The following is a 20,766-nucleotide window of genomic DNA, read 5'->3' as shown; positions in this document are numbered from 1 at the left end:
GTCTTAATTCTTTGCTTTGTTGAATCTCTTGTAATGAACCCACTACAGCGCCTTGCGCTCACGGTGCTCGTTTAAGGCCTGAACACAGCGCTCACGTGCGGTTTGCAGTTCATTCATAACGACACTGATGTCTTCAAGCTGGCGTTTCAGAACGGCTTCCTTGTCATCAATGATACTCAGCATCTTGTTCAGCTGGGTCTGACTCTGTTTGGTGTCATACAACTCAAACAACTCTTTGATTTCGGCCAGGGAAAAACCCAGGCGTTTTCCCCGAAGAATCAGCTTGAGGCGAGTTTTGTCTCTTCGTTGGTAAACCCGAATACTGCCTTGCCGCTGTGGTTGAAGCAGCCCGACATCCTCATAGAACCGAATGCTGCGGGTCGTGATATCAAACTCTTTGGCAAGTTCACTTATTTTGAACGTCTCCACTGGCTTACCTCCCTGCGTCAGATTTCGACGAACAGCCTGAATATCAAAGCCTTAGAGTTGCTATGGCGAGCCGTGACATCGTGCTGATTCGATAGTTGGAACATCAAAGTCAGAGGAAAGAAATCAGTACAGCTTTGACAAAACCCAATGCATGTATCTAATTTGTTTCTTAACGTTTACGTAAATGTTAGTGCTATGCTTACGTAAACGTCAAGAAAACAGCTGCTGATTCAGTAGCAAACCAACCGCTATAGGATTTGAGGGCAAAACTGATGGATAGAGAAGTCTGGGTGATTGCTGCAACTCGAACACCCATAGGCAGTTTTCAGGGTGTACTGTCGGGAAAAACAGCAACTCAACTAGGTAGCGATGCCATTGCCGGCGCGCTGAACAAGGCCGAAATGACGGCTGATGGTGTCAATGAAGTGATCATGGGAAATGTGCTGACGGCAGGGTGTGGTCAGGCGCCGGCAAGGCAGGCCTCACTGGGCGCCGGTATTCCTCAGTCCGTAGGTTGTACCACGATTAACAAAGTCTGCGGTTCGGGCATGAAGGCCGTCATGCTGGGGGCAGACTCTATCTTGTTGGGCCGTAATCAGACGGTCGTCGCAGGTGGCATGGAGAGCATGTCGAATGCACCTTATCTTCAGACTAAGGCCCGCACCGGACTTCGCCTTGGTCATGCGACGTTACACGACCACATGTTTCTGGATGGTTTGCAGGATGCTTATGAAGGCAAGCTGATGGGTGTCTATGCCCAGCGTGTTGCCGACGAACTGCATTACAGTCGCGCCAGTATGGATAAGTGGGCGCTGAAATCGGTGGAGCGCGCGTTGGTCGCGCAGGAAATGGGCTGGTTCGACGAAGAAATTGTGCCGGTAACCATTGAGACGCGTCAGGGCAGTCATCAGGTCAGTACGGACGAGCACCCTAATGAAATCAATGTCGAAAAAATTTCTCAGCTTAAGCCGGCGTTTGATCCGCAAGGTACAGTGACGGCGGCTAATTCCAGCTCTATTTCTGACGGCGCTGCAGCACTGATTCTGATGGACAGCGAAGCTGCTAAGCAACAGGGTTTCCGACCGCTGGCGGTTATTAAAGGTCACAGTACCTCGGCGCGTTCACCTGCGGAATTTACCATTGCGCCAGTTGATGCGGTGAAGCAGCTTCTGACTGATTTGAAATGGTCTGCTGGTGAAGTCGACAGCTGGGAAATCAATGAAGCGTTTGCGGTCGTCACTCAGATTGCCGTGAATGAACTGTCACTGGCACCGGAGCGGGTTAATCCGGATGGCGGCGCCTGTGCGCTGGGGCACCCGATTGGTGCCAGTGGTGCACGTATTCTGGTTACTCTGATCCATCGTCTTCTGCGGCAGAGCAAAAACGATGGCAGAACGGTAAAAGGGATTGCCACCTGTTGTATCGGCGGCGGTGAAGCGACAGCCATTGCTGTGGAAGTGTCACCTCAGCCCGCTGACTGAGTGAAGCGCACAGAACATATACATGAAATCGGGCGGCACGGACCGTGATAGGTAGTTTGGATGTGCACGGAAAAGCCGCAACAAATCAGGGTAGGATCCCAGGGAGCAAGCAATGATTGATTCAATGCCACACGTACCACTGTATATCGACGGTGAATGGACAAAATCGACGTCTGAACAGTGGATTGATGTTACGAATCCGGCTACCAACCAGCCAATCGCCCGCGTGCCAATGGCGACAGATGATGAAATGGCCGCGGCAATTGCCAGTGCCGCCGACACTTTCCAGCGCTGGAAAGAGGTAGCGGTGCCGGAGCGTGCGCGTCTGATGCTGGAATACCAGCACCTGCTAAAAGCGCATCACGATGAACTGGCAGAGTTGCTGTCGAGTGAAACCGGTAAAAACTTTGCGGATGCCAAAGGCGACGTCTGGCGCGGTATCGAAGTGGTTGAGCAGGCTGCCAACATTTCCAGCATGATGATGGGCGAAATTGTTGAGAACGTCGCCACGGACATTGACTGTTACTCCATGACGCAACCGCTCGGCGTGTGTTGCGGTATCACGCCATTTAACTTCCCGGCCATGATTCCACTGTGGATGTTCCCGATGGCGATTGCGGCGGGTAACACGTTTGTGCTTAAGCCTTCTGAGCAAGTGCCGTTGACAGCGATCCGCTTGGTGGAACTGTTTGAGCAGGCTGGTGCGCCCAAAGGCGTGCTGCAAATAGTGCATGGCGGTAAGCCACAGGTTGATTTCCTGTTGCATCATCCGGAAATCCGCGCGATTTCGTTTGTCGGCTCTGTGCCGGTTGCCCGCTACATCTACCAGACCGGGACCCACAACCTGAAACGTGTTCAGGCGTTTGCCGGCGCGAAAAACCACATGGTGGTGATGCCTGACGCCAATAAAGATCAGGTCGTCAATAATCTGGTCGGGGCATCAGTGGGGGCTGCCGGTCAGCGTTGTATGGCTATTTCGGTGGCGGTGCTGGTGGGCTCAGCGAAAGAGATCCTGCCTGAACTGAAAGAAGCCATGAGCAAAGTGAAGCCGGGCATCTGGAATGACAGCAATGCAGGCTATGGCCCATTGATCAGCCCGCAGGCCAAAGCCCGTGTTCTTTCGCTAATTCAGGAAGGGAAAGACGAAGGTGCCCGCTGTGAACTGGATGGTTCCGAGTGCACCGTTGACGGATATCCGGAAGGGAACTGGGTCGGTCCGACGCTGTTTAGCGGCGTAACGACTGAGATGTCGATTTATCAGCAGGAAATTTTTGGTCCGGTATTGATCTGTCTGGAAGTAGATACACTGGATGAAGCGATCGAACTGATCAATAACAACCCGTACGGTAACGGTACGTCTATTTTCACGGCCTGCGGTGCGGCGGCTCGCAAATTCCAGCATCACATTCAGGTGGGTCAGGTAGGTATTAACGTACCGATTCCTGTGCCTCTGCCATTCTTCTCTTTCACCGGCTGGCGTGGCAGCTTCTATGGCGATCTGCATGCTTACGGGAAACAAGCCATTCGTTTCTATACCGAAACGAAGACAGTCACTTCGCGTTGGTTCTACGACGATATCCCTGATGGCCCGAACATGACTATTCACCTGCGCTAAAACGTAGTTGAAATAGAACGTGGTAAGTGGGCAATAACGAAAGACGAAAGACGAAAGACGAAAGACGAAAGACGAAAGACGAAAGCGGTCTGCGAGTCATGGTTACGCAGGCGGCTTTCGTCATCAGGGATGCGGAACAATTGAAGGAGTAATGAATGGATTTTTCACTGAATGAAGATCAGCGGGCGTTTGCAGATGCCGCTCGCCAGTTTGCTGAAGAGCGTCTGGCACCCAATGCCGCCGAATGGGATGAAAAACATATTTTCCCGAAAGACGTGCTGAAAGAAGCCGGAGAAATGGGGTTTCTCAGCTTGTATGTACCGGAAGAGCAGGGTGGCCTGGGTTTACCACGTCTGGATGCGTCAATTGTGTTCGAGCAGCTGTCAATGGGATGTACCTCAACCACAGCCTTTATGACGATTCACAATATGGTGAGCTGGATGATTGCCTCATTCGGTACAGATGACGTGAAGCAGGCTTTTTGTCCGTCATTGGTGACGGGTGAGATGCTGGGGTCTTACTGCCTGACAGAGCCCAATGCGGGGTCTGATGCGGCATCATTGACGACGTCGGCTGTGCTTCAGGGCGAACACTATGTCATCAATGGGGCGAAAGCCTTTATTTCCGGTGCCGGTGATACAGATGTGCTGGTGGTGATGGCCCGAACATCTGCCACGGCCAATAAAGCACAGGGCGTGAGTGCTTTCGTGGTACCGGCCAATGCGCCCGGCGTCAGTTATGGTCGCCGCGAACCAAAAATGGGCTGGAACAGCCAGCCGACCCGTTCCGTCACCTTTGATGATGTCAGGGTTCCGGTCAGTTACCGGCTGGGTGAGGAAGGTGAAGGATTCAAATTCGCCATGAAAGGGCTTGATGGCGGACGTCTGAATATTGCGTCCTGTTCACTGGGAACGGCCCAGCAGGCGATCAACAATGCCAAACAATATGTCGCCGAGCGTCGTCAGTTCGGACAATCACTGTCTCAGTTCCAGTCCGTGCAGTTTAAGTTGGCAGATATGGTGACTGAGCTGGTGGCAGCGCGTCAGTTAGTGCGTTATGCCGCGTTTAAACTGGATAACGGCGATACGGATGCAACGGCGTATTGTGCCATGGCTAAACGCTTTGCGACCGATGTGGGCTTCAAAGTGTGTGATGAAGCACTGCAGTTGTATGGCGGCTACGGCTACATCAAAGAATACCCCATGGAACGCCATTTCCGTGACGTACGCGTGCACCAGATCCTGGAAGGCACTAACGAGATCATGCGTCTGATCATCTCTCGCCGCGTTCTGGCTGAAGGGGCTGAATTGCTGTGATCACCTCTGTGATCTCTGCAGCATCAACATCACTACAGCCAAGCAGTAAGGCTGGACTAATCAAACAACGAAGCAATCACTAAACACAAGGCTTCGAAAAACGCTGTCGGAATGTGAGTGAAACTCACCGGCAGCATAGGGAGAGATTCCATGTCGAATGAAAGTGCGATTTTGCTCACGATTGAAGGTCATATTGCCGTACTGACCATGAATAACCCGCCAGCCAACACCTGGACAGCGGAAAGTCTTCACCAGTTGAAAGAAACGGTGGAAGCGCTGAACAAAAATCCTTCTATCTATGCGTTGGTGCTGACCGGACAGGGTGAGAAATTTTTCTCAGCCGGCGCGGATCTTAATCTGTTTGCCAGCGGTGACAAAGGCGTGGCGGTCAGCATGGCACAGGCATTTGGCGAAGCGTTCGAAACTTTATCTGCCTTTCGTGGGGTGTCGATTGCGGCAATTAATGGGTACGCCATGGGTGGCGGCCTTGAAGTTGCACTGGCATGTGATATTCGAATTGCTGAAGCGCATGCCGAACTGGCACTGCCCGAAGCAAAAGTGGGCCTACTGCCTTGTGCGGGGGGTACCCAGAACCTGACCTGGTTGGTGGGTGAAGGCTGGGCGAAGCGGATGATCCTGTGCGGTGAGCGCGTGACCGCGTCACGTGCATTGGAAATTGGATTGGTTGAAGAGGTGGTGGCGACCGGACAAAGCCTGGAAGCGGCAATGTCAATGGCGCAGTCCGTGGCTAACCAATCTCCGTCATCAGTAGCAGCGTGCAAGATCCTGATTCAAAACTGCCGTTCAGAGCCGCACAACCATGGTTTGATGCGTGAGCGTGAGCTGTTTGTCAAACTGTTCGATACCGCTGATCAGACGGAAGGGGTCACGGCGTTTCTTGAGAAACGACGTCCGGAATGGAAAAACCAGTAAGCCGCGCAGCAAGCAGAATAAGGAGCGAACCGCATGGCGGGACAAGTAAATATTCAAGAGTTGCCTTGTAAGAACGGCCGTAAAATTGGCATCGCGGAGCTGGATAATCCATCGTCACTGAATGCGCTGAGCTATGACATGCTGGTTCAGCTGCATGAGGCACTGCTGCATTGGCAGGATGATGACGATGTGGTTTGCGTATTTCTTCATGGCGTGGGTGAAAAAGCGTTTTGCGCTGGTGGCGATGTCCGATCCATGTATCAGGTGATGGATGAAGCTCGACATCAGAGTGACGGTGTCACAGATGGCGGCAAAGCAAAATCTGGCCAGAATGGTGCGAGCAGCCAATTCTTAGGTGATGTTGCAACTTGTCACTCTATGCACAGCGACAAACCGCATCCAGGCTGTCGAACCACAGGTTTTTTAACCGATTACTTCGCACTGGAATACACCACGGATTACATGATTCATACCTATCCCAAGCCAGTGGTTGTGTGGGGGCAAGGGATTGTAATGGGAGGCGGTATCGGCCTCTACATTGGTGCCAGCCATCGTATTTCGACACCATCAACCCGTCTTGCAATGCCGGAAATCACCATCGGCCTGTATCCGGATGTCGGAGGGACCTGGTTCCTCAATCGGTTGCCGCAAGGCGTGGGATTGTTCCTTGGGCTGACGGGCGCACAGGTGAATGCAACCGATGCTTTGGCACTGTCAATGACTGAGCATGTGTTGCTGCCAGAGCAGAAGTCTCAGCTACTGAGCGGTTTGCAACACTATGACTGGGATGAGTCGGAAGTCTATGCCGGCGTGACAGAAGTACTGGATACTTTGGGGAGTGCGGCCACATCCTCCCACCCGGACAGTCAGCTGATACCTCACTTACCTGCGATTCAGGCAGCTTGTCAGTATGGCTCTCTAAGTGAAATCTGCCGCAATATTCAGGCAATGCCTGAGATTGTCAGCAATCATGCCGAACCGGATAAATGGTTGCAGCAGGCGAAATCCTCGCTCGCTGCCGGGAGTCCGATTACGGCGCACATTTGTTATCGCCAGATCACGCAGTTCCATGAGGAGTCTCTGGCGGACTGTTTCCGTATGGAGCTGACCCTTTCGGTACGTTGCGGGTTGCTTGGCGAGTTTTATGAAGGGGTGAAAGCGCGCCTGATTGAGAAAACCGGACAACCAAACTGGCGATTTAAAGACGTTGACAGTGTTGATATTGCAGTCATCGAGCAATTGTTCACCCCGCTTTGGGCGGATAACGAGCATCCTTTGCAGCAACTGGGACTCATCAGCAAGGGGCAACCAGCCTCAGCCCATTACAACTAAAGGAGAAAGTCATGAAAATTGCATTTATCGGTTTAGGAAATATGGGCTCACCCATGGCTGCCAATTTGCTGAAAGCAGGCTGTGAAGTCACGGTGTTTGATATCGACCCGACACATACCAAAGCGCTGGAATCGCAGGGGGCGACCGCGGCACGTTCGTTAGAAGAAGCGGTTTCCGGTGTGGATACCGTTGTGACTATGTTGCCGGCCGGTCAGCATGTTCGCGCTGTGTATCTGGGGGATCATCAGGGAGGCAGTGGTTTGCTAAAAATGATTGCGCCGGGCACCTTCCTGATTGATTCATCCACAATTGATCCTGATTCTGCACGAATCGTGGCGGCAGAAGCAGAAAAACTAGGATTCGAATTTGTGGATGCGCCGGTATCGGGTGGGGTTGCCGGTGCGCAGGCCGGTACACTGACATTCATTGTCGGCGGTTCAGACAGCGCATTCGAGAAAGCCCGGAGTGTGCTTCAGCACATGGGGAAAAATATTTTCCATGCAGGTAAAGCCGGTGATGGCCAGATGGCTAAAATCTGTAACAACCTGATGCTGGGGATTTTAATGTCTGGTACTTGTGAGGCTCTGAGCCTCGGCATCGATAATGGCCTGGATCCGAAAGTACTGTCAGACATCATGATGCAGAGTTCCGGTCGCAACTGGGCTTTGGAATTGTATAACCCATGCCCGGGTATCATGGCGTCTGTGCCGTCATCCAATGACTACAAACCTGGCTTCATGACTAAGCTGATGCTCAAAGACCTCGGATTGGGGCTGGAAGCGGCAACCCGGAGCCAGTCTGCGATACCTATGGGGATGCTCGCCCGTAACCTTTACGCTTTCCATAACGCTGCTGGTCATGACCAACAGGACTTTTCAAGCTTGTTCCAGTTCTACCGCAAAAAGAACCAGTAATTCGTTATGACTCAGTGCAAAGGAGATAACAAATGGATTTAACAAACGCGACAATTGCGATTACCGGTGCCGGGCAAGGTCTGGGTCAGATGATGGCAGTCACTTTGGCCAAAGCCGGTGCAGAGTTAGCCTTGATTGACCTGAATGTGGATGCTCTTAAAGAGACCCAGCGCCAGTGCCATATGCTCAGTGCAAAAGCACAAATTTATGCGGCTGATGTGACCAATGAAGCTCAGGTTGAAGAGACGTTCTCAGCCATTGTGGCTGATTTTGGAAAACTGAATGGGCTGGTGAACAATGCCGGAATTATCCGTGACGGGCTGTTGGTCAAGCCGGGCTCGGAAGGGATGAGCAAAATGTCACTGGAACAATTTAGCTCTGTCATGACGGTAAATACGACCGGCACGTTCTTGTGTGGCCGAGAGGCCGCCGCGAGCATGATTCAAACCGGAAGCAAAGGCGTCATCATCAATATTTCCAGCGTTGCACGAGCCGGGAATATGGGGCAAACCAACTATGCGGCCTCGAAGGCAGCGGTTGCGACCATGGCGGTATGCTGGGCAAAAGAACTGTCACGTTACGGTATTCGGGCTGCGGCTGTGGCACCTGGCGTGGTGGAAACGGCTATGGCCAGCCAAATTAAGCCGGAAGCCATTGAGCGGCTGAAAACTATGATTCCGGTTGGCCGTATTGCAGAACCTGCAGAAATTGCCCACGCGGTAAAATACATTTTTGAAAATGAGTACTTTACCGGTCGTGTACTGGAAGTGGACGGGGGGATGCGAATGTAACCCGGCGATGGCCGATAACCTGAGGGTTATTGGCCATATACCATGGCATACAGAGCCAATCCGCCACCGATAACAAACATCAGCATGGCAACGAAAGCGGCAATTTTATTGAGAATGGTAAACAAGGTATCCATAGTTAATATCTGAGTTACTCTTGGTATCAATGATAATGAGAGCCTGAAAGGGCTGCAAAGACAGCATCTTGCCCGTATTAACGGTGATGTTATTTCGGGGCACGATGTTCACATCGCCATTTCAGTCATCGAGCGGAACGATGCCACAGTTTTAGTCAAAAGGCGAACCCGATGCCCGCCTATTTCACGTTTACTTACAACTCTGGTTTCATTTGCTCAAGAAACTCTCTGCGCTAACCGGTTGTCGCAGACTTAGAGACGTGAGGAGCATACATAACTTGATGAGCAGTACGCAAAACAAAGTTACAAGAGATCTTTCGCCTGAATTTTCAGAAATGAAGCCAGTGTTTTGGCATCTTTAATTTCGTCGTTGGCAACTTTTGCCAGGAATTCGGATTGTGTCATAGTTACAACATCAATGATTTCATCGTCATCCTGCTCCCCGGAACAAGACGTTAGGTCTTTTGCCAAAAACAGATGCTGGATCTCATCGCAAAAACCCGGCACCGGAAACAATTCACCTAAGCTCTGCCAATGGTCGGCGGACAACTGTACCTCCTCCGCCAATTCGCGCTTTGCGCATTCCAGAATGTTTTCCTTATCTTCAAGTGTTCCGGCAGGAAACTCAAAGATCCAGTCTCCAATGGCAGGGCGATACTGGCGGATCATGACGAGCTCTCCGTGCTGATTAACCGGAACAATAATAACAGCGCCAGGGTGGCGCACTGTGGTGAATTCGATTTTACGCCCATCCGGTAATGTATGCGGAGACTGTTCAACTGAGAAGCACTTCCATTGGCAGAGTGTTTTGGTGTTCATAAGTGGTTCACCCGTTGTGCGTTAAGTGATTTTACATTTGCCCGTGATCAGAGCCGGTTATCCAAGAAAACTCTTGAGTAAGCGAACGACAGTCTGTGGTTGCTCATTCGTGACACCGTGACCGGTATCAGGAAGAACAACCAGGGTCGTCGACAGGTAGTGGCTGAGGGCAATCCCATTACGTAGCGGGAAGATCTGATCGCTGTCGCCCCATATTAACAGGCTTGGTGGTAGGTTATCCGTCGGCAAATTTGCAATACGCGTCCTGTCATGAACCAGCGAGCGAATCAAGTCCGCTTTTTCCTGTCGATATGGCGAAAAATAGCTGTTGTAAATGTCTGTAGCAACGAAATCCGGCATGGATTTCGGCTCAAAGAAAACATGATCAAACAAGCGTCTGACCTCATTCCCGTTTTGCGGAACAAACAGTTGCTCGGGATGTTCCACTCCTGCGCGCAGGCAAAGCGCCTGAAGATCTGCATCACTGAACAGGGGACCGGGACTGGCGATGATAATGCTTTTATCAATGCGTTCGGGGTTAAGCATCATGTTGTAAGTAATAAAACCACCGTAGGAAATACCGGCAACAGCGACTTTCTCAATATTCATGGCGTCCAGAATTTGCCAGACAGCGTTTGTCTGCGTGGTGAGGTTTGGAGTGCCTTCACTGAACGAATCACCAAACCACGCTAAGTCCGGAGCAATGACCTGATAATCCTGATTCAGTGCCAGCATTTCACGTTTCCATGTGGAGATGGCGGTGCCCCCGAAACCGTGCAGCAGCAGAAGCGGCTTACCTTTACCGCCAACCCAGTATTTGATTCGTCCGCCTTCCTGCAGTGTCAGGTAATGTTCTTCAAAACCGGCATCCGTTAAAGTGTCGTGATCCTGACGTGCTTTCCAGTCAACCAGCTCGCAACCGGTAAGACTCAACAACAGAAAAATAGCGATAAGGACAAAGTGAAAAGGTCGCGTGGTAGTCATAATAGCTCCTCCGATGAGTTAACTATTATACGGCGTTCGATTTTTTCCTGCAGCTATTTATAACTAATGAGATATTGTGGCTTGAAATTATACGAATGTTCATATTAGGCCTGTATTTTGCCTTGTCATATGATAGTTTTACGTTTTCTCAAACCCACTTATACAATTGTTTGAGTAATGAAAAGATGACAGGGAGAGATACATGCATGTTTTGGTAACGGGTGGTATGGGTTACATTGGTAGCCACACTTGCGTACAAATGATTGAAGCGGGCCTGACCCCAATTATTGTTGATAATCTCTACAACAGTAAGAAGTCGGTACTGGCTCGTATCGAAAAGCTGACAGGCGTATCACCGGCCTTTTTTGAAGGCGATATCCGGGACCGTGCTTTTCTTGATAGCGTCTTTGCTGAAAACCAAATTGAAGCGGTTATTCATTTTGCCGGTCTGAAAGCGGTTGGCGAATCGGTGGAAAAACCACTGGAATATTACGACAACAACGTTCACGGTACACTGGTACTGGTTGAAGCAATGCGAGCGGCAGGCGTGAACAGTCTGATCTTCAGTTCTTCTGCCACGGTTTACGGTGATCCGGCGTCCGTACCTATCATGGAAAACTTTCCGACCAGCGCAACCAATCCTTACGGCCGCAGTAAGCTCATGGTGGAAGAGTGCCTGACTGATATTCAGAAAGCCCACCCGGAAATGAGCATTACGCTGCTGCGTTATTTCAACCCGGTGGGTTCTCATCAGTCGGGTGAAATGGGCGAAGATCCGCAGGGTATTCCTAATAATCTGATGCCATTTATTTCGCAGGTTGCTGTTGGTCGTCGTGAGTTTCTGTCTGTCTTCGGTGATGATTACCCAACGGTGGACGGTACAGGTGTGCGTGATTACATTCATGTACTGGATCTGGCCGATGGCCACTTAGCCGCACTGAAATACAAAGGCCGTGAGCCTGGGCTACATGTGTATAACCTGGGAACCGGTAACGGTTACAGTGTGTTGCAGATGGTCGAAGCTTTCTCGAAAGCATCTGGCGTTGATGTCGCCTATAAAATTGCACCACGTCGCCCGGGCGACATTGCAGAATGCTGGGCTGACCCAACCAAAGCCAAAGCAGAGCTGCACTGGGAAGCGACCCGTACGATTGATGATATGACAGCGGATACCTGGCGCTGGCAGTCAGCGAACCCGACCGGCTATCCGGATTTGTAACCCCGTTTCTTCTGCTCTGAAATGGGTTGATACAGCTAAATGTATCAGTGTTTATATTGAAAAAGCCCGCGCAGTTTTGCGCGGGCTTTTTTGCTTTATTTTGCTCTCAGATTTTATAAACCAGCGTGGCCTGAATTAATGCATCTTTATAAAGATGCTCTTCTTTCCGATAAGCGAAAGGAGAGGCACTGAGCTCACTTCTGGTAAGGCTTGATAAGTGCAAAAGCGATCAGGCTGGTAAGGGCGCCTAATGTATCAGCCAGCATATCTTGCTGAGCATCCCAGATATCGCCCTGACTGCCAAGAAATTCAATCCCTGCGTCACCACCGGCCAGAATGGCGTACCACCATTCGATGATTTCATATCCTGCAGCAACAGCCATAATGGCAGTCAGGCCAAACAAACCGGCCAGCCAGGGTTTGCAATGTTCTTTACGGGTCAGAAATTCAGCAATAGGAAATGCATAAAAACCAATAGAAAAGTGGGCTATACGGTCGAAGTGATTGCGCTCGGAACCAACCAGGTTGTTAAACCAGTCGAATGGCACGTTAGCAAACGTGTAGTGGGCTCCAATGGTATGCATAATGAGCCAGATCGACATAAAACAATACGCAGTATGCGAAAAAGAAAAACGGCGGTAGGTCAGTACCAGTGGAATAAAAATGAGTAAGACCGGAATAATTTCCGCGATCCATACTTGCGGAAAGACGGGATTGATACCAGACCAAATAATGGTTGAGGTAATCAGCAATGCCAGAAGCAAAGGGAATCCGATACTTTCAGAGGTCATTGTTTTTGTTGTCATATAAGACATCCTGTTCTTCGTAAGATGAATAAATAATACAGTGTTTTATTTGTTGTTCAACCCTCAATCTGATTTTACTATAAGCGCTTTCAGGGTTTTTAAATGAATCGCAATATGAGGTTGAGTGCATATACGCTGGCATTGCTTTGTCAGAAAATGATGGTCAGAAACTGATTCCTAATAAAAAATTTGCCAGAATCGGATGCAGAGAGCAGGGCTGGTCAAGGAAATCAGACCCAATCAAAACGAAAGTGGAGATCTCCGGACAGCCCTCTGTTACTGACTCTGGGTATAAAATAGCCCTTGTCAGGTTATGTTCATGAAATCCCGCTAGATATGGACGTTTTTCGTGTCTCACATCAGAATTATGGTATAATTCCCTGCTTAATAAATTTACTCTGGCGTGATTGTTATCACGTCTTGCATCACTGTATTGTTTTTGTTCATCTGAGAGCATCTTAACCGGAGCACCATTTTGCAATTTAACGATCTTGGATTAGACCAGCGCCTGATTTCAAAACTGAACCACCTGGCGTTCTATAAACCAACTGAAATTCAACAAGCTGCGATTCCTGTCGGTATCCTCGGCAAGGACGTGCTGGCTTCGTCTAAAACGGGCTCCGGTAAAACCCTGGCATTCTTGTTGCCAGCTATGCAGCGTATGTACCGCTGTAAGCCATTCACTCGTCGTGATCCTCGAGTGCTGGTTCTGACGCCAACCCGTGAACTGGCGAAGCAGGTTTTTGCTCAGCTGAAAACGCTAAACGCTGGTACACCGTATGACGGTGCTTTGATTGTTGGGGGTGAAAACTTCAATGATCAGGTTAAAGCTCTGCGTAAAGACCCGATGTTTGTTATTGCCACCCCGGGTCGTCTGGCTGACCACCTTGAGCACCGCAGCACACATCTGGATGGCCTGGAAATGCTGATTCTGGATGAAGCGGACCGTATGCTTGATCTGGGTTTTGAAGCGCAGTTGCGTCGTATTCACGAAGCTGCAAATCACCGTCGCCGTCAGACACTGATGTTCTCCGCGACACTGGATCATGCCGATGTGGTCAGCATCGCGAGTGATATGCTGAATGCACCAAAACGCATTTCTGTCGGCCACTCTGCCGAAGCGCATACCGACATTGCTCAGCGTTTCATGCTGTGTGATCACCTTGATCACAAGCAAGCGCTGTTAGATAAGTTGCTGGAAACAGAAGATTACGATCAGATGATCATCTTCACGGCGACACGAGCAGATACTGATCGTCTGACAACACTGCTGAACGAGCGCAAACTTAAAGCGGTAGCGTTGAGTGGTGAGATGAACCAGACTCAGCGTAACAACATCATGAGCCAGTTTGAGCGTGACTGTCATAAAATTCTGGTGACGACGGATGTTGCATCACGTGGCTTGGACATCAGCAAGGTTTCACACGTTATCAACTTTGACATGCCTAAACATGCTGAAGAGTATGTTCACCGAATTGGTCGTACGGGCCGCGCCGGTAACAAAGGTGATGCGATTTCTCTGGTTGGTCCGAAAGACTGGAAGAGCTTTAAAAATGTAGAAGCTTTCCTGCAGCAATCGATTGAATTCACAACACTGGAAGGTCTGGAAGGCAAGTTCAAAGGCTTGAAACCGGCACCGAAGAAGAAGTTTGTGAAGAAGAAGCCGGGACCAAAAGTTCAGGCACCTAAGAGCGACAAACCAGCTGCTGACAAACCGAAGAAGAAGATGGATAAGCGCTTCTACGACAACATGGCTGTGGGTGATAACGTGTTTGTGCCTAAAAAGCGCAAGCCTGAAACACCGTCTGCTGACGAAGAGTAATACAGCGTCAATCAAAGACCACTCAATGAAAAATGCCAGTCAAGTGACTGGCATTTTTTTGTGTTTTGCTTGAGTGTCTCGGTTAAGCGTATGGTTGCTCAAGGTGTTTAGCCAGCGCCCTCATAAAGCGCGCTGCTTCACCGCCGGTACAGGCTCGGTGATCGAAGGTCATCGACAGCGGCAAGACTTTCACCATGACCGGTTTGCCGTTTTTCAATGCGACGCGTTCAATAATGCGTCCGGCACCAACAATGGCGACCTGAGGTGGCGTCACAACCGGTGTGGCATAAATACCGGCGATAGCGCCAAAATTCGACAGGGTGATTGTCGCATGTTGAAGTTGATCACGGCCAATCTTGCGCTCACGAATACCTTTGACGGTTTCGTCCACCCACTGACGAATAGCGTTAGCCTTGTACTCATCCGCATTTCTCAGCACGGGTACATATAAGCCGTGTTTGCTGTCAACGGCTACACCAATGTTGACGGTCTGATGTACACAACGGGTCATGGTTTCAGCATCGAACCAGGCATTGAGTGCCGGCTCTTGCTGACAGGCATCAACAATGGCTAATACCAGACGAGCTGTAATATCTTCTCCCGGCTTCCATTGTTCCAGCGTGGCATCTTCAGTAATGGTTACCGCTGCAATCTGCTTGTGCGATTCCGCCATGGCGCCCACCATTGTGCGACGGGCACCTTTGAGGACTTCAGTACCAGGCAATTGTTTGTCGCAGGCGTTATACACGTCAGCATCAATAATCACACCCGAAGGGCCTGTTCCTTTAATGGCATTCAGATCCACGCCCAGCTTTTGTGCCAGTAAACGTGCAGAAGGCATAGCTGTAAGCTGGTGAACAGCAGCCGATTCACGCTCATTACCAACCCAGAACTCATCGACATTCACCGCGTGTGCATGACTGGCGACACTGCCGACAACGGTAGCGGCATCCGCTTTTTTCGCAGTTGCGTGTGTAGCAGCCTGGCTGGCTTTCTGTTTCACAGTTGCGGAAGCTGCTGTTGCATCATCAATTTCCAGCAACAGACTGCCGATATTGATCACATCACCTTCTTCCCCGTGACGGTTGACAATTTTGCCGCTGTATGGGGCAGGGACATCAACGGTGGCTTTAGCGGTTTCAACGGTTAGCACGATTTGATCAACTTCGACGATGTCACCGACTTTGACGTGCCATTCAACAATTTCAGACTCTGCCAGACCTTCCCCTAAGTCAGGGAGCATAAATGTTTTCATTTCCAACCCTCCACCAGCTCGCGCGCCGCTGCAACAATATCTTCTTCCTGAATCATGAAATAATCTTCGTTTCGGTAATAAGGCATGATGGTATCCGGCCCGGTCACCCGCTTAGGTGGGGCTTTCAGCAGGCACATGTCATGTTCTGCAATACGGGCGAGGATCTCAGCGCCGACACCACATGTCTGGCAGGCCTCATGCACAACCAGTAAGCGTCCAGTCCGCGCCAGTGACGCCGTAATGGTTGCCATATCGAGAGGTTTAATTGTGGCTACATCAATCACTTCAGCTTCAATGCCTACATTGGACAAGGCACTGGCAGCTTTCAGTGATTCCACTACGCAGGCCCCCCAGGTCACCAGTGTCAAATCGCGGCCTTTACGCAGCGTAAAACAGGTATTGAGTGGTAAAGCCTGACCGTTATCGATCACTTCGGATTTCACCGTGCGATAGATACGTTTTGGCTCAAAGAACATGATTGGATCGTTACTGCGAATTGCCGCCAGCAATAACCCGTAAGCACGCTGAGGTGAAGAGGGGATAACCACACTCATGCCGGGAGTATGAGCAAATATAGTTTCCACGCTCTCAGAGTGATGCTCCGGTGCATGAATGCCCCCACCATAAGGGGCACGAAAAACTGCCGGGCAAGTCAGACGACCACGGGTACGGTTACGCATTCGCGCCGCATGGCAAATCAGATGTTCCATTGCCGGAAAAACAAAACCCTGGAACTGAAACTCAGCGACCGGGCGTAGCCCTTGTGTGGCCATACCGACAGCTACGCCGCCAATCAGGGCTTCGGCTAACGGTGTATCAATGACGCGTTTCACGCCAAACTTATCTTTCAGGCCAACGGTAGCTCGGAATACCCCACCGTTATCGCCCACGTCTTCCCCAAGCACAACAACATTCGGGTCGTGTGTCATTTCATGATGGAGCGCGAGGTTGACCGCTTCCAGTAGAGTAATTTCAGCCATGCTGGCCTCCCTGCATGCGCATTGCTTTATTAATGATGAGATCCCGTTGTTTGAGAAGTTCTGAGTCTAACGATTCGTAAAGGAAATCAAAGGCAGACTCAGGCGGCTGAGGGATAATCGCCAGGTATTTTTCGACAACATTTTCGATGACATCCTTGCAATGCTGTTGCCATTGTTTGTCTTCTTCATCTGACCACGCTGATTGCGAAACCAGGTACTTTCTCAGACGGGAGATAGGTTCGTACTGCCAGGCTTGCTGGAGTTCATCTTCACTGCGATAGCGGGTGGCATCATCAGCCGTGGTGTGATCACTGAGGCGGTAACTGACCGCTTCAACCAGAGTGGCTCCTTTTCCTTTCCGAGCTTTGTCCAGTTTTTTCAGCAACACGTCATACATGGCAACAATGTCGTTACCATCGACGGTGATCCCTTCAATACCTGCACCTTTGGCTTTATCAGACAGGAATTCAGCACCGCACTGAATAGTACGGGGAACGGAAATGGCCCATTGGTTGTTGTTGATGACAAATACCAGAGGGATGTTCCATGCGCCCGCACAGTTTAAAGATTCCAGAAAATCCCCTTTGGACGTTGCGCCGTCACCACAGGTAACAAGTGCAGCATGATGTTGACCCTGAATTTTCAGGGCAGCGGCAACGCCGACAGCATGTGTACATTGGGTTGCAATTGGAACGCAGTATGGCAGATCCCGGCAATGTTGATCGTTGGGAGAGAAGTCGCTGCCGCGTTCATCGCCGCCCCAATATTGAAGGTTTTTTTCCATACCAATGCCGCGTGCCCACATAGCAGGCAAGTCACGATAGTAAGGAATGAAAACGTCGGTGGATTTCAGTGCGCGACCTACCGCAATACCGATCGCCTCCGCACCCAGACCTGATGGGTAAGTACCCAATTTCCCGGTGCGTTGCAAAGCAACAGCTTTGTTGTCATAGGTGCGCGCCAGCACCATATCACAATAGAATCCTTTCAATGTGGCAATATCAGCCCACGCTGGCAGGGGATTTACCAGTTGACCCTCATGGTCAATAAAGCGATGCATAGGCATAGCCTGGACATTCATTGTTAGCTCCTTCTGTAGCTGCCTCAAAGAGGCGGACAGCAATGCAAAGAGCGCGCCGGGGTAGACAATAATTAGTTTGGGCACTGCATGGCGCACTCGATAGTAGTAATTGTAATCAAAATGTTAACGCCTGCTTTCAGTTGTTAAATTAAAATGAGTAAATAATTCTGTACACTTTGCTTTTTGGCAGCAGAATTGAATAAGCCATGCGACAGTTGTCTGACTCTTGAGACTTAGCGTTGTTACCCGGCGGTATCCGTCCGGATGGCGCATAATTACTGGCAGTCTAGGTAAAATGTGGGCACATTTCGGACAGGGTAAGACAGGATGTTGAAAGTCGATAAAAAAGGGTGACAGGTGTGCCTTGATTACCTGAAATCAGTCGTTTAGGTGTGCTATGAAAGGGTTCAGTTGTTTTGGGTTGTTATTCCTGGTTGCAGCCTGTACTTCTCAGGATAATATAGGTGATGTTGCAAATCAGAAAGCACAATATGTTAACGGAGAGTGTTACCATACCGGTGCGATGCAATCATTAACCGCATCCTTTGATCAGTATATGGATGAGCGAAATAGTGAGCTGAAATCGCTTCAGCCTGAATTAAGCGCAGAAAATTATGAACAGCTGGATTATGCGCTGAAACACTTTGTTAACTATTGGCATCAGTTGGAGCAGGAGCGTAATCAGGCTTGCGAGCTGCATGCCACCTGTCAGTTTGTCTGGCTAAAAAGTCCGGATTTACAGCGTGACAATGATTTTTGTGACGGGACAGATTTTGAATACAGTGTCAGCAGAGCGAAGCTGATTAATTTCTTTAATGACATCGAAAGGCTGCAACTTGAAAAAGCCGTGCCGTAAATTACCGTTATCTGGTCACGCTCTCGGGTAAATCGGTCTCTGGATTTGGCTGTAACGACGTGCATTCCGGGTCAGATTGGTCCCGGCAAAGCCGGGTTACAGCAAAGCCGGGCTACAGACTGCAGGCTTACTGAATGCACTATACAGAATTACGGCATTCAGAAAACTTCTTACAGAAGAAGCGTAACAAAGCGTTGGGATGACGTTAGACGGGCGCAAAAACGCAAATTAAGCGAAAATTGTGGGTGTTCAGTCAGGGCTTAGGACAGGCCGTCGAGACGGTGAAGGCAAAACACAGCCAACAACCTTGGGCAGTGTTGCTTTATTGGTATTTCTGGTACAATCAGGCGTCTTTGGTCAGTTTCATCTTTTATGTCTTCATTCTCGGTAACCTGTCCGCATTGCGGGCGCTCTGCGGCATTAATGCCGAACTCTTTGTCAAACACACCTGATTGTCAGGGCTGTCAGAAACCACTTCTTGATGGTAAACCCGTTGAGGCTGATGCAAACCAGTTAACGCGTTTAATCCAATCGCCCAAACCGGTTGTGGTTGTTTTCTGGGGGAATCAATGCACCCCGTGTCAGACATTTAAACCCATTGTTGATCAGGTCGCGGCTCAACATCGTAATCATTACCGCTTTGTTCGTGTTAATTTAAATAAAAACAAAGTGTTGGCACAAAAGTACCGAATTCGTGGTGTACCGACTATTCTGATATTTAAGAAAGGTAAACAGCAGGCCGCATTACACACCGCGTTGCGAAAAAATGAATTTATTCGCTGGCTGAAGGATGCGATCCCTGCTTGATGGCATGTAAGCCATTGTGCTAATAGTATTAATGTAACAATCCTTTCGGATACTTACATCAAAGAAATTCAATGAATTATTCATCATTAACCCAGGGCTTATCCGGCCCAATCAAGATAAATGAGGAGGAGATTATGGCTACTAGCCGTAAATTTAGTAAGGAGCGTCTGGCGCTTAAAATGTCCCTGGCTGGTACTGTTGTTTTAGCCAGTCTCGGGGTGGGGTATGGATTGTATGTCGGATCCAATGCCATTCTTCTCGACGGCATGTTTTCACTTATGAGTATGGGGATGACAGGCCTTAGCCTGTATACCGCCTATCTCGTTGCAAAGCCTGACGATCATCACTTTCAGTTTGGTTATGCTCATATTGAACCGCTTATTAACGTCGTCAATGGCTTGCTCATCTTAGTGACCTGTTTGTTCGCGTTTATTAATGGTGTGCAAACCATTGTCAGCGGAGGACATGATATTGTCCTCGAACATGCGTTGATTTATGCGGTTATGTCGACTTTCTGTTGTTTTGGTATCTACTTTGCTGAAACGCATATTGCCAAAAAAGTGCAATCTGAGTTGGTGCGAGTAGACTCACAGGAATGGCTGATTGACGGTATACTCAGTGCGGCAATTTTAGTCGGCTTCTTACTTGTAATGGCCCTGGATTCGTTGGGATATTCTCAATGGAACCGCTATGTGGACCCCATTCTGGTATCTGCGCTGTCTCTGGCGGCTGCAGTACTGCCAATTACTGTTTTACGTCGTAACCTGAAAGAAGTGCTTCTGGTTGCCCCGCAAGACGGTGTCCAGAAGAAAGTTGACCGTGTGATCGAAAAACTGGCGGAAGACTACCATTTCGAAGATTACACGCATCACTTTGCCAAGACAGGTCGTCAGTACGATCTGGAAGTGAATATCTTGGTTAAAGATGAAAAATATTGGACAACCACAAGACAGGATCAGGTTCGTCAAGTGCTTTGGGATGCTCTGCATGATCAACTCGGAGACACCTGGTTATCTGTGACCTTTACGGGACAGGCTCGTTGGCTCTAAAACTAACTTGTCTCATATAGTCAGTGATTGGTAGTGATAAAAAGGGCGGAAACGCCCTTTTTTAATGCGCTTGCATTATGTGCGTTATGTCGATTTAACGGTACGTGTTAAGTGGACAACATATATTACTGAAGCAAACATCT

Annotated in this window: 20 protein-coding genes; 12 read left to right on the top strand and 8 right to left on the bottom strand. The window is 49.6% G+C overall.

The genetic code is table 11. The features are described 5' to 3' along the window. Nucleotides 1-42 precede the first annotated feature (42 nt). On the bottom strand, nucleotides 43-429 hold the full coding sequence (locus tag C9I92_RS14680; RefSeq protein WP_047885797.1) for a MerR family transcriptional regulator: 387 nt from the start codon (nucleotides 427-429) through the stop codon (nucleotides 43-45). A 272-nt stretch (nucleotides 430-701) separates the two neighbouring features. On the opposite strand from C9I92_RS14680, the gene C9I92_RS14675 reads away from it, so the two are divergent. The 7 genes from C9I92_RS14675 to C9I92_RS14645 all read left to right on the top strand — a co-directional run bounded on the left by C9I92_RS14675 (nucleotide 702) and on the right by C9I92_RS14645 (nucleotide 8,811). Next, complete coding sequence (locus C9I92_RS14675) at nucleotides 702-1,910, top strand: thiolase family protein (RefSeq protein ID WP_047885796.1); 1,209 nt, start codon at nucleotides 702-704, stop codon at nucleotides 1,908-1,910. 112 nt (nucleotides 1,911-2,022) lie between these two features. Beyond that, entirely contained in the window at nucleotides 2,023-3,525 is a 1,503-nt protein-coding gene (locus C9I92_RS14670; protein ID WP_047885795.1) for a CoA-acylating methylmalonate-semialdehyde dehydrogenase, read from the top strand. 155 nt (nucleotides 3,526-3,680) lie between these two features. Further along, on the top strand, nucleotides 3,681-4,841 hold the full coding sequence (locus C9I92_RS14665) for an acyl-CoA dehydrogenase family protein (protein ID WP_047885794.1): 1,161 nt from the start codon (nucleotides 3,681-3,683) through the stop codon (nucleotides 4,839-4,841). Between the two features lie 150 nt (nucleotides 4,842-4,991). Further along, on the top strand, nucleotides 4,992-5,774 hold the full coding sequence (locus C9I92_RS14660) for an enoyl-CoA hydratase (RefSeq protein ID WP_047885793.1): 783 nt from the start codon (nucleotides 4,992-4,994) through the stop codon (nucleotides 5,772-5,774). Nucleotides 5,775-5,807: 33 nt separating this feature from the next. Continuing rightward, nucleotides 5,808-7,106 carry an enoyl-CoA hydratase/isomerase family protein gene (locus C9I92_RS14655; RefSeq protein ID WP_047885792.1) on the top strand — a complete coding sequence of 433 codons (1,299 nt, stop codon included), beginning with the start codon at nucleotides 5,808-5,810 and terminating at the stop codon, nucleotides 7,104-7,106. A gap of 11 nt (nucleotides 7,107-7,117) precedes the next feature. Then, nucleotides 7,118-8,020 (top strand): 3-hydroxyisobutyrate dehydrogenase, encoded by a 903-nt coding sequence (gene mmsB, locus C9I92_RS14650; RefSeq protein WP_047885791.1) that lies wholly within the window; start codon nucleotides 7,118-7,120, stop codon nucleotides 8,018-8,020. 32 nt (nucleotides 8,021-8,052) lie between these two features. Then, nucleotides 8,053-8,811, top strand: a complete 759-nt coding sequence (locus C9I92_RS14645; protein WP_047885790.1) for an SDR family oxidoreductase — start codon at nucleotides 8,053-8,055, stop codon at nucleotides 8,809-8,811. 26 nt (nucleotides 8,812-8,837) lie between these two features. Here C9I92_RS14645 and C9I92_RS14640 read toward each other — a convergent pair whose 3' ends face one another. From C9I92_RS14640 to C9I92_RS14630, 3 genes are all read right to left on the bottom strand, one after another. Further along, entirely contained in the window at nucleotides 8,838-8,945 is a 108-nt protein-coding gene (locus C9I92_RS14640; RefSeq protein WP_047885789.1) for a hypothetical protein, read from the bottom strand. Nucleotides 8,946-9,248: 303 nt separating this feature from the next. Next, complete coding sequence (locus tag C9I92_RS14635; RefSeq protein ID WP_047885788.1) at nucleotides 9,249-9,764, bottom strand: NUDIX hydrolase; 516 nt, start codon at nucleotides 9,762-9,764, stop codon at nucleotides 9,249-9,251. Between the two features lie 57 nt (nucleotides 9,765-9,821). Further along, nucleotides 9,822-10,748, bottom strand: coding sequence for an alpha/beta fold hydrolase (locus C9I92_RS14630; RefSeq protein ID WP_047885787.1), 927 nt, complete (start codon nucleotides 10,746-10,748; stop codon nucleotides 9,822-9,824). Between the two features lie 202 nt (nucleotides 10,749-10,950). Here C9I92_RS14630 and galE point away from each other — a divergent pair, with 202 nt between their 5' ends. Next, nucleotides 10,951-11,967, top strand: a complete 1,017-nt coding sequence (gene galE, locus C9I92_RS14625) for a UDP-glucose 4-epimerase GalE (protein WP_047885786.1) — start codon at nucleotides 10,951-10,953, stop codon at nucleotides 11,965-11,967. A gap of 194 nt (nucleotides 11,968-12,161) precedes the next feature. Here the strand turns inward: galE and C9I92_RS14620 are convergent, their stop codons facing one another. Continuing rightward, on the bottom strand, nucleotides 12,162-12,773 hold the full coding sequence (locus C9I92_RS14620) for a DUF2238 domain-containing protein (RefSeq protein WP_242551902.1): 612 nt from the start codon (nucleotides 12,771-12,773) through the stop codon (nucleotides 12,162-12,164). Nucleotides 12,774-13,248: 475 nt separating this feature from the next. Between C9I92_RS14620 and C9I92_RS14615 the strand changes: the two genes are divergently transcribed. Next, complete coding sequence (locus tag C9I92_RS14615; protein ID WP_047885785.1) at nucleotides 13,249-14,595, top strand: DEAD/DEAH box helicase; 1,347 nt, start codon at nucleotides 13,249-13,251, stop codon at nucleotides 14,593-14,595. A gap of 82 nt (nucleotides 14,596-14,677) precedes the next feature. Here C9I92_RS14615 and C9I92_RS14610 read toward each other — a convergent pair whose 3' ends face one another. Genes C9I92_RS14610 through pdhA form a run of 3 tightly spaced genes read right to left on the bottom strand, consistent with a single transcriptional unit; the run spans nucleotide 14,678 to nucleotide 17,911 of the window. Then, entirely contained in the window at nucleotides 14,678-15,850 is a 1,173-nt protein-coding gene (locus C9I92_RS14610; protein WP_047885784.1) for a dihydrolipoamide acetyltransferase family protein, read from the bottom strand. Beyond that, the gene (locus C9I92_RS14605; RefSeq protein WP_047885783.1) at nucleotides 15,847-16,830 is read right to left on the bottom strand and encodes an alpha-ketoacid dehydrogenase subunit beta; all 984 of its coding nucleotides are present in this window, start codon (nucleotides 16,828-16,830) and stop codon (nucleotides 15,847-15,849) included. Before C9I92_RS14605 ends, C9I92_RS14610 begins: the two co-directional genes overlap by 4 nt. Next, a complete protein-coding gene (gene pdhA / locus C9I92_RS14600) occupies nucleotides 16,823-17,911 on the bottom strand; it encodes a pyruvate dehydrogenase (acetyl-transferring) E1 component subunit alpha (protein ID WP_047885782.1) in 1,089 nt (362 codons plus the stop codon). Before pdhA ends, C9I92_RS14605 begins: the two co-directional genes overlap by 8 nt. Nucleotides 17,912-18,308: 397 nt before the next feature. Between pdhA and C9I92_RS14595 the strand changes: the two genes are divergently transcribed. The 3 genes from C9I92_RS14595 (at nucleotide 18,309) to C9I92_RS14585 (ending at nucleotide 20,623) form a co-directional block, all read left to right on the top strand. Then, the gene (locus tag C9I92_RS14595; RefSeq protein WP_047885781.1) at nucleotides 18,309-18,767 is read left to right on the top strand and encodes a hypothetical protein; all 459 of its coding nucleotides are present in this window, start codon (nucleotides 18,309-18,311) and stop codon (nucleotides 18,765-18,767) included. 372 nt (nucleotides 18,768-19,139) lie between these two features. Beyond that, nucleotides 19,140-19,574: a thioredoxin TrxC gene (gene trxC / locus C9I92_RS14590; RefSeq protein WP_047885780.1), complete on the top strand. Its 435-nt coding sequence runs from the start codon at nucleotides 19,140-19,142 to the stop codon at nucleotides 19,572-19,574. Nucleotides 19,575-19,645: 71 nt separating this feature from the next. Next, entirely contained in the window at nucleotides 19,646-20,623 is a 978-nt protein-coding gene (locus C9I92_RS14585) for a cation diffusion facilitator family transporter (RefSeq protein WP_242551900.1), read from the top strand. The last annotated feature ends 143 nt before the right edge of the window (nucleotides 20,624-20,766 follow it).

The sequence above is a fragment of the Photobacterium ganghwense genome (assembly GCF_003025595.1).
GTDB lineage: Bacteria > Pseudomonadota > Gammaproteobacteria > Enterobacterales > Vibrionaceae > Photobacterium > Photobacterium ganghwense.
The sequence above is the reverse complement of the archived record's forward strand: the minus strand, read 5'-3'. Positions and strand labels throughout refer to the sequence as shown.

Bases quoted from the DNA above. Each gene is read 5' to 3' on its own strand.
- C9I92_RS14675 (WP_047885796.1), top strand. From the start codon at position 702: ATGGATAGAGAAGTCTGGGTGATTGCTGCAACTCGAACACCCATAGGC.
- C9I92_RS14670 (WP_047885795.1), top strand. From the start codon at position 2,023: ATGATTGATTCAATGCCACACGTACCACTGTATATCGACGGTGAATGG.
- C9I92_RS14665 (WP_047885794.1), top strand. From the start codon at position 3,681: ATGGATTTTTCACTGAATGAAGATCAGCGGGCGTTTGCAGATGCCGCT.
- C9I92_RS14660 (WP_047885793.1), top strand. From the start codon at position 4,992: ATGTCGAATGAAAGTGCGATTTTGCTCACGATTGAAGGTCATATTGCC.
- C9I92_RS14655 (WP_047885792.1), top strand. From the start codon at position 5,808: ATGGCGGGACAAGTAAATATTCAAGAGTTGCCTTGTAAGAACGGCCGT.
- mmsB (WP_047885791.1), top strand. From the start codon at position 7,118: ATGAAAATTGCATTTATCGGTTTAGGAAATATGGGCTCACCCATGGCT.
- C9I92_RS14645 (WP_047885790.1), top strand. From the start codon at position 8,053: ATGGATTTAACAAACGCGACAATTGCGATTACCGGTGCCGGGCAAGGT.
- C9I92_RS14640 (WP_047885789.1), bottom strand. From the start codon at position 8,945: ATGGATACCTTGTTTACCATTCTCAATAAAATTGCCGCTTTCGTTGCC.
- C9I92_RS14635 (WP_047885788.1), bottom strand. From the start codon at position 9,764: ATGAACACCAAAACACTCTGCCAATGGAAGTGCTTCTCAGTTGAACAG.
- C9I92_RS14630 (WP_047885787.1), bottom strand. From the start codon at position 10,748: ATGACTACCACGCGACCTTTTCACTTTGTCCTTATCGCTATTTTTCTG.
- galE (WP_047885786.1), top strand. From the start codon at position 10,951: ATGCATGTTTTGGTAACGGGTGGTATGGGTTACATTGGTAGCCACACT.
- C9I92_RS14620 (WP_242551902.1), bottom strand. From the start codon at position 12,773: ATGACAACAAAAACAATGACCTCTGAAAGTATCGGATTCCCTTTGCTT.
- C9I92_RS14610 (WP_047885784.1), bottom strand. From the start codon at position 15,850: ATGAAAACATTTATGCTCCCTGACTTAGGGGAAGGTCTGGCAGAGTCT.
- C9I92_RS14605 (WP_047885783.1), bottom strand. From the start codon at position 16,830: ATGGCTGAAATTACTCTACTGGAAGCGGTCAACCTCGCGCTCCATCAT.
- pdhA (WP_047885782.1), bottom strand. From the start codon at position 17,911: ATGAATGTCCAGGCTATGCCTATGCATCGCTTTATTGACCATGAGGGT.
- C9I92_RS14595 (WP_047885781.1), top strand. From the start codon at position 18,309: ATGAAAGGGTTCAGTTGTTTTGGGTTGTTATTCCTGGTTGCAGCCTGT.
- trxC (WP_047885780.1), top strand. From the start codon at position 19,140: ATGTCTTCATTCTCGGTAACCTGTCCGCATTGCGGGCGCTCTGCGGCA.
- C9I92_RS14585 (WP_242551900.1), top strand. From the start codon at position 19,646: ATGAATTATTCATCATTAACCCAGGGCTTATCCGGCCCAATCAAGATA.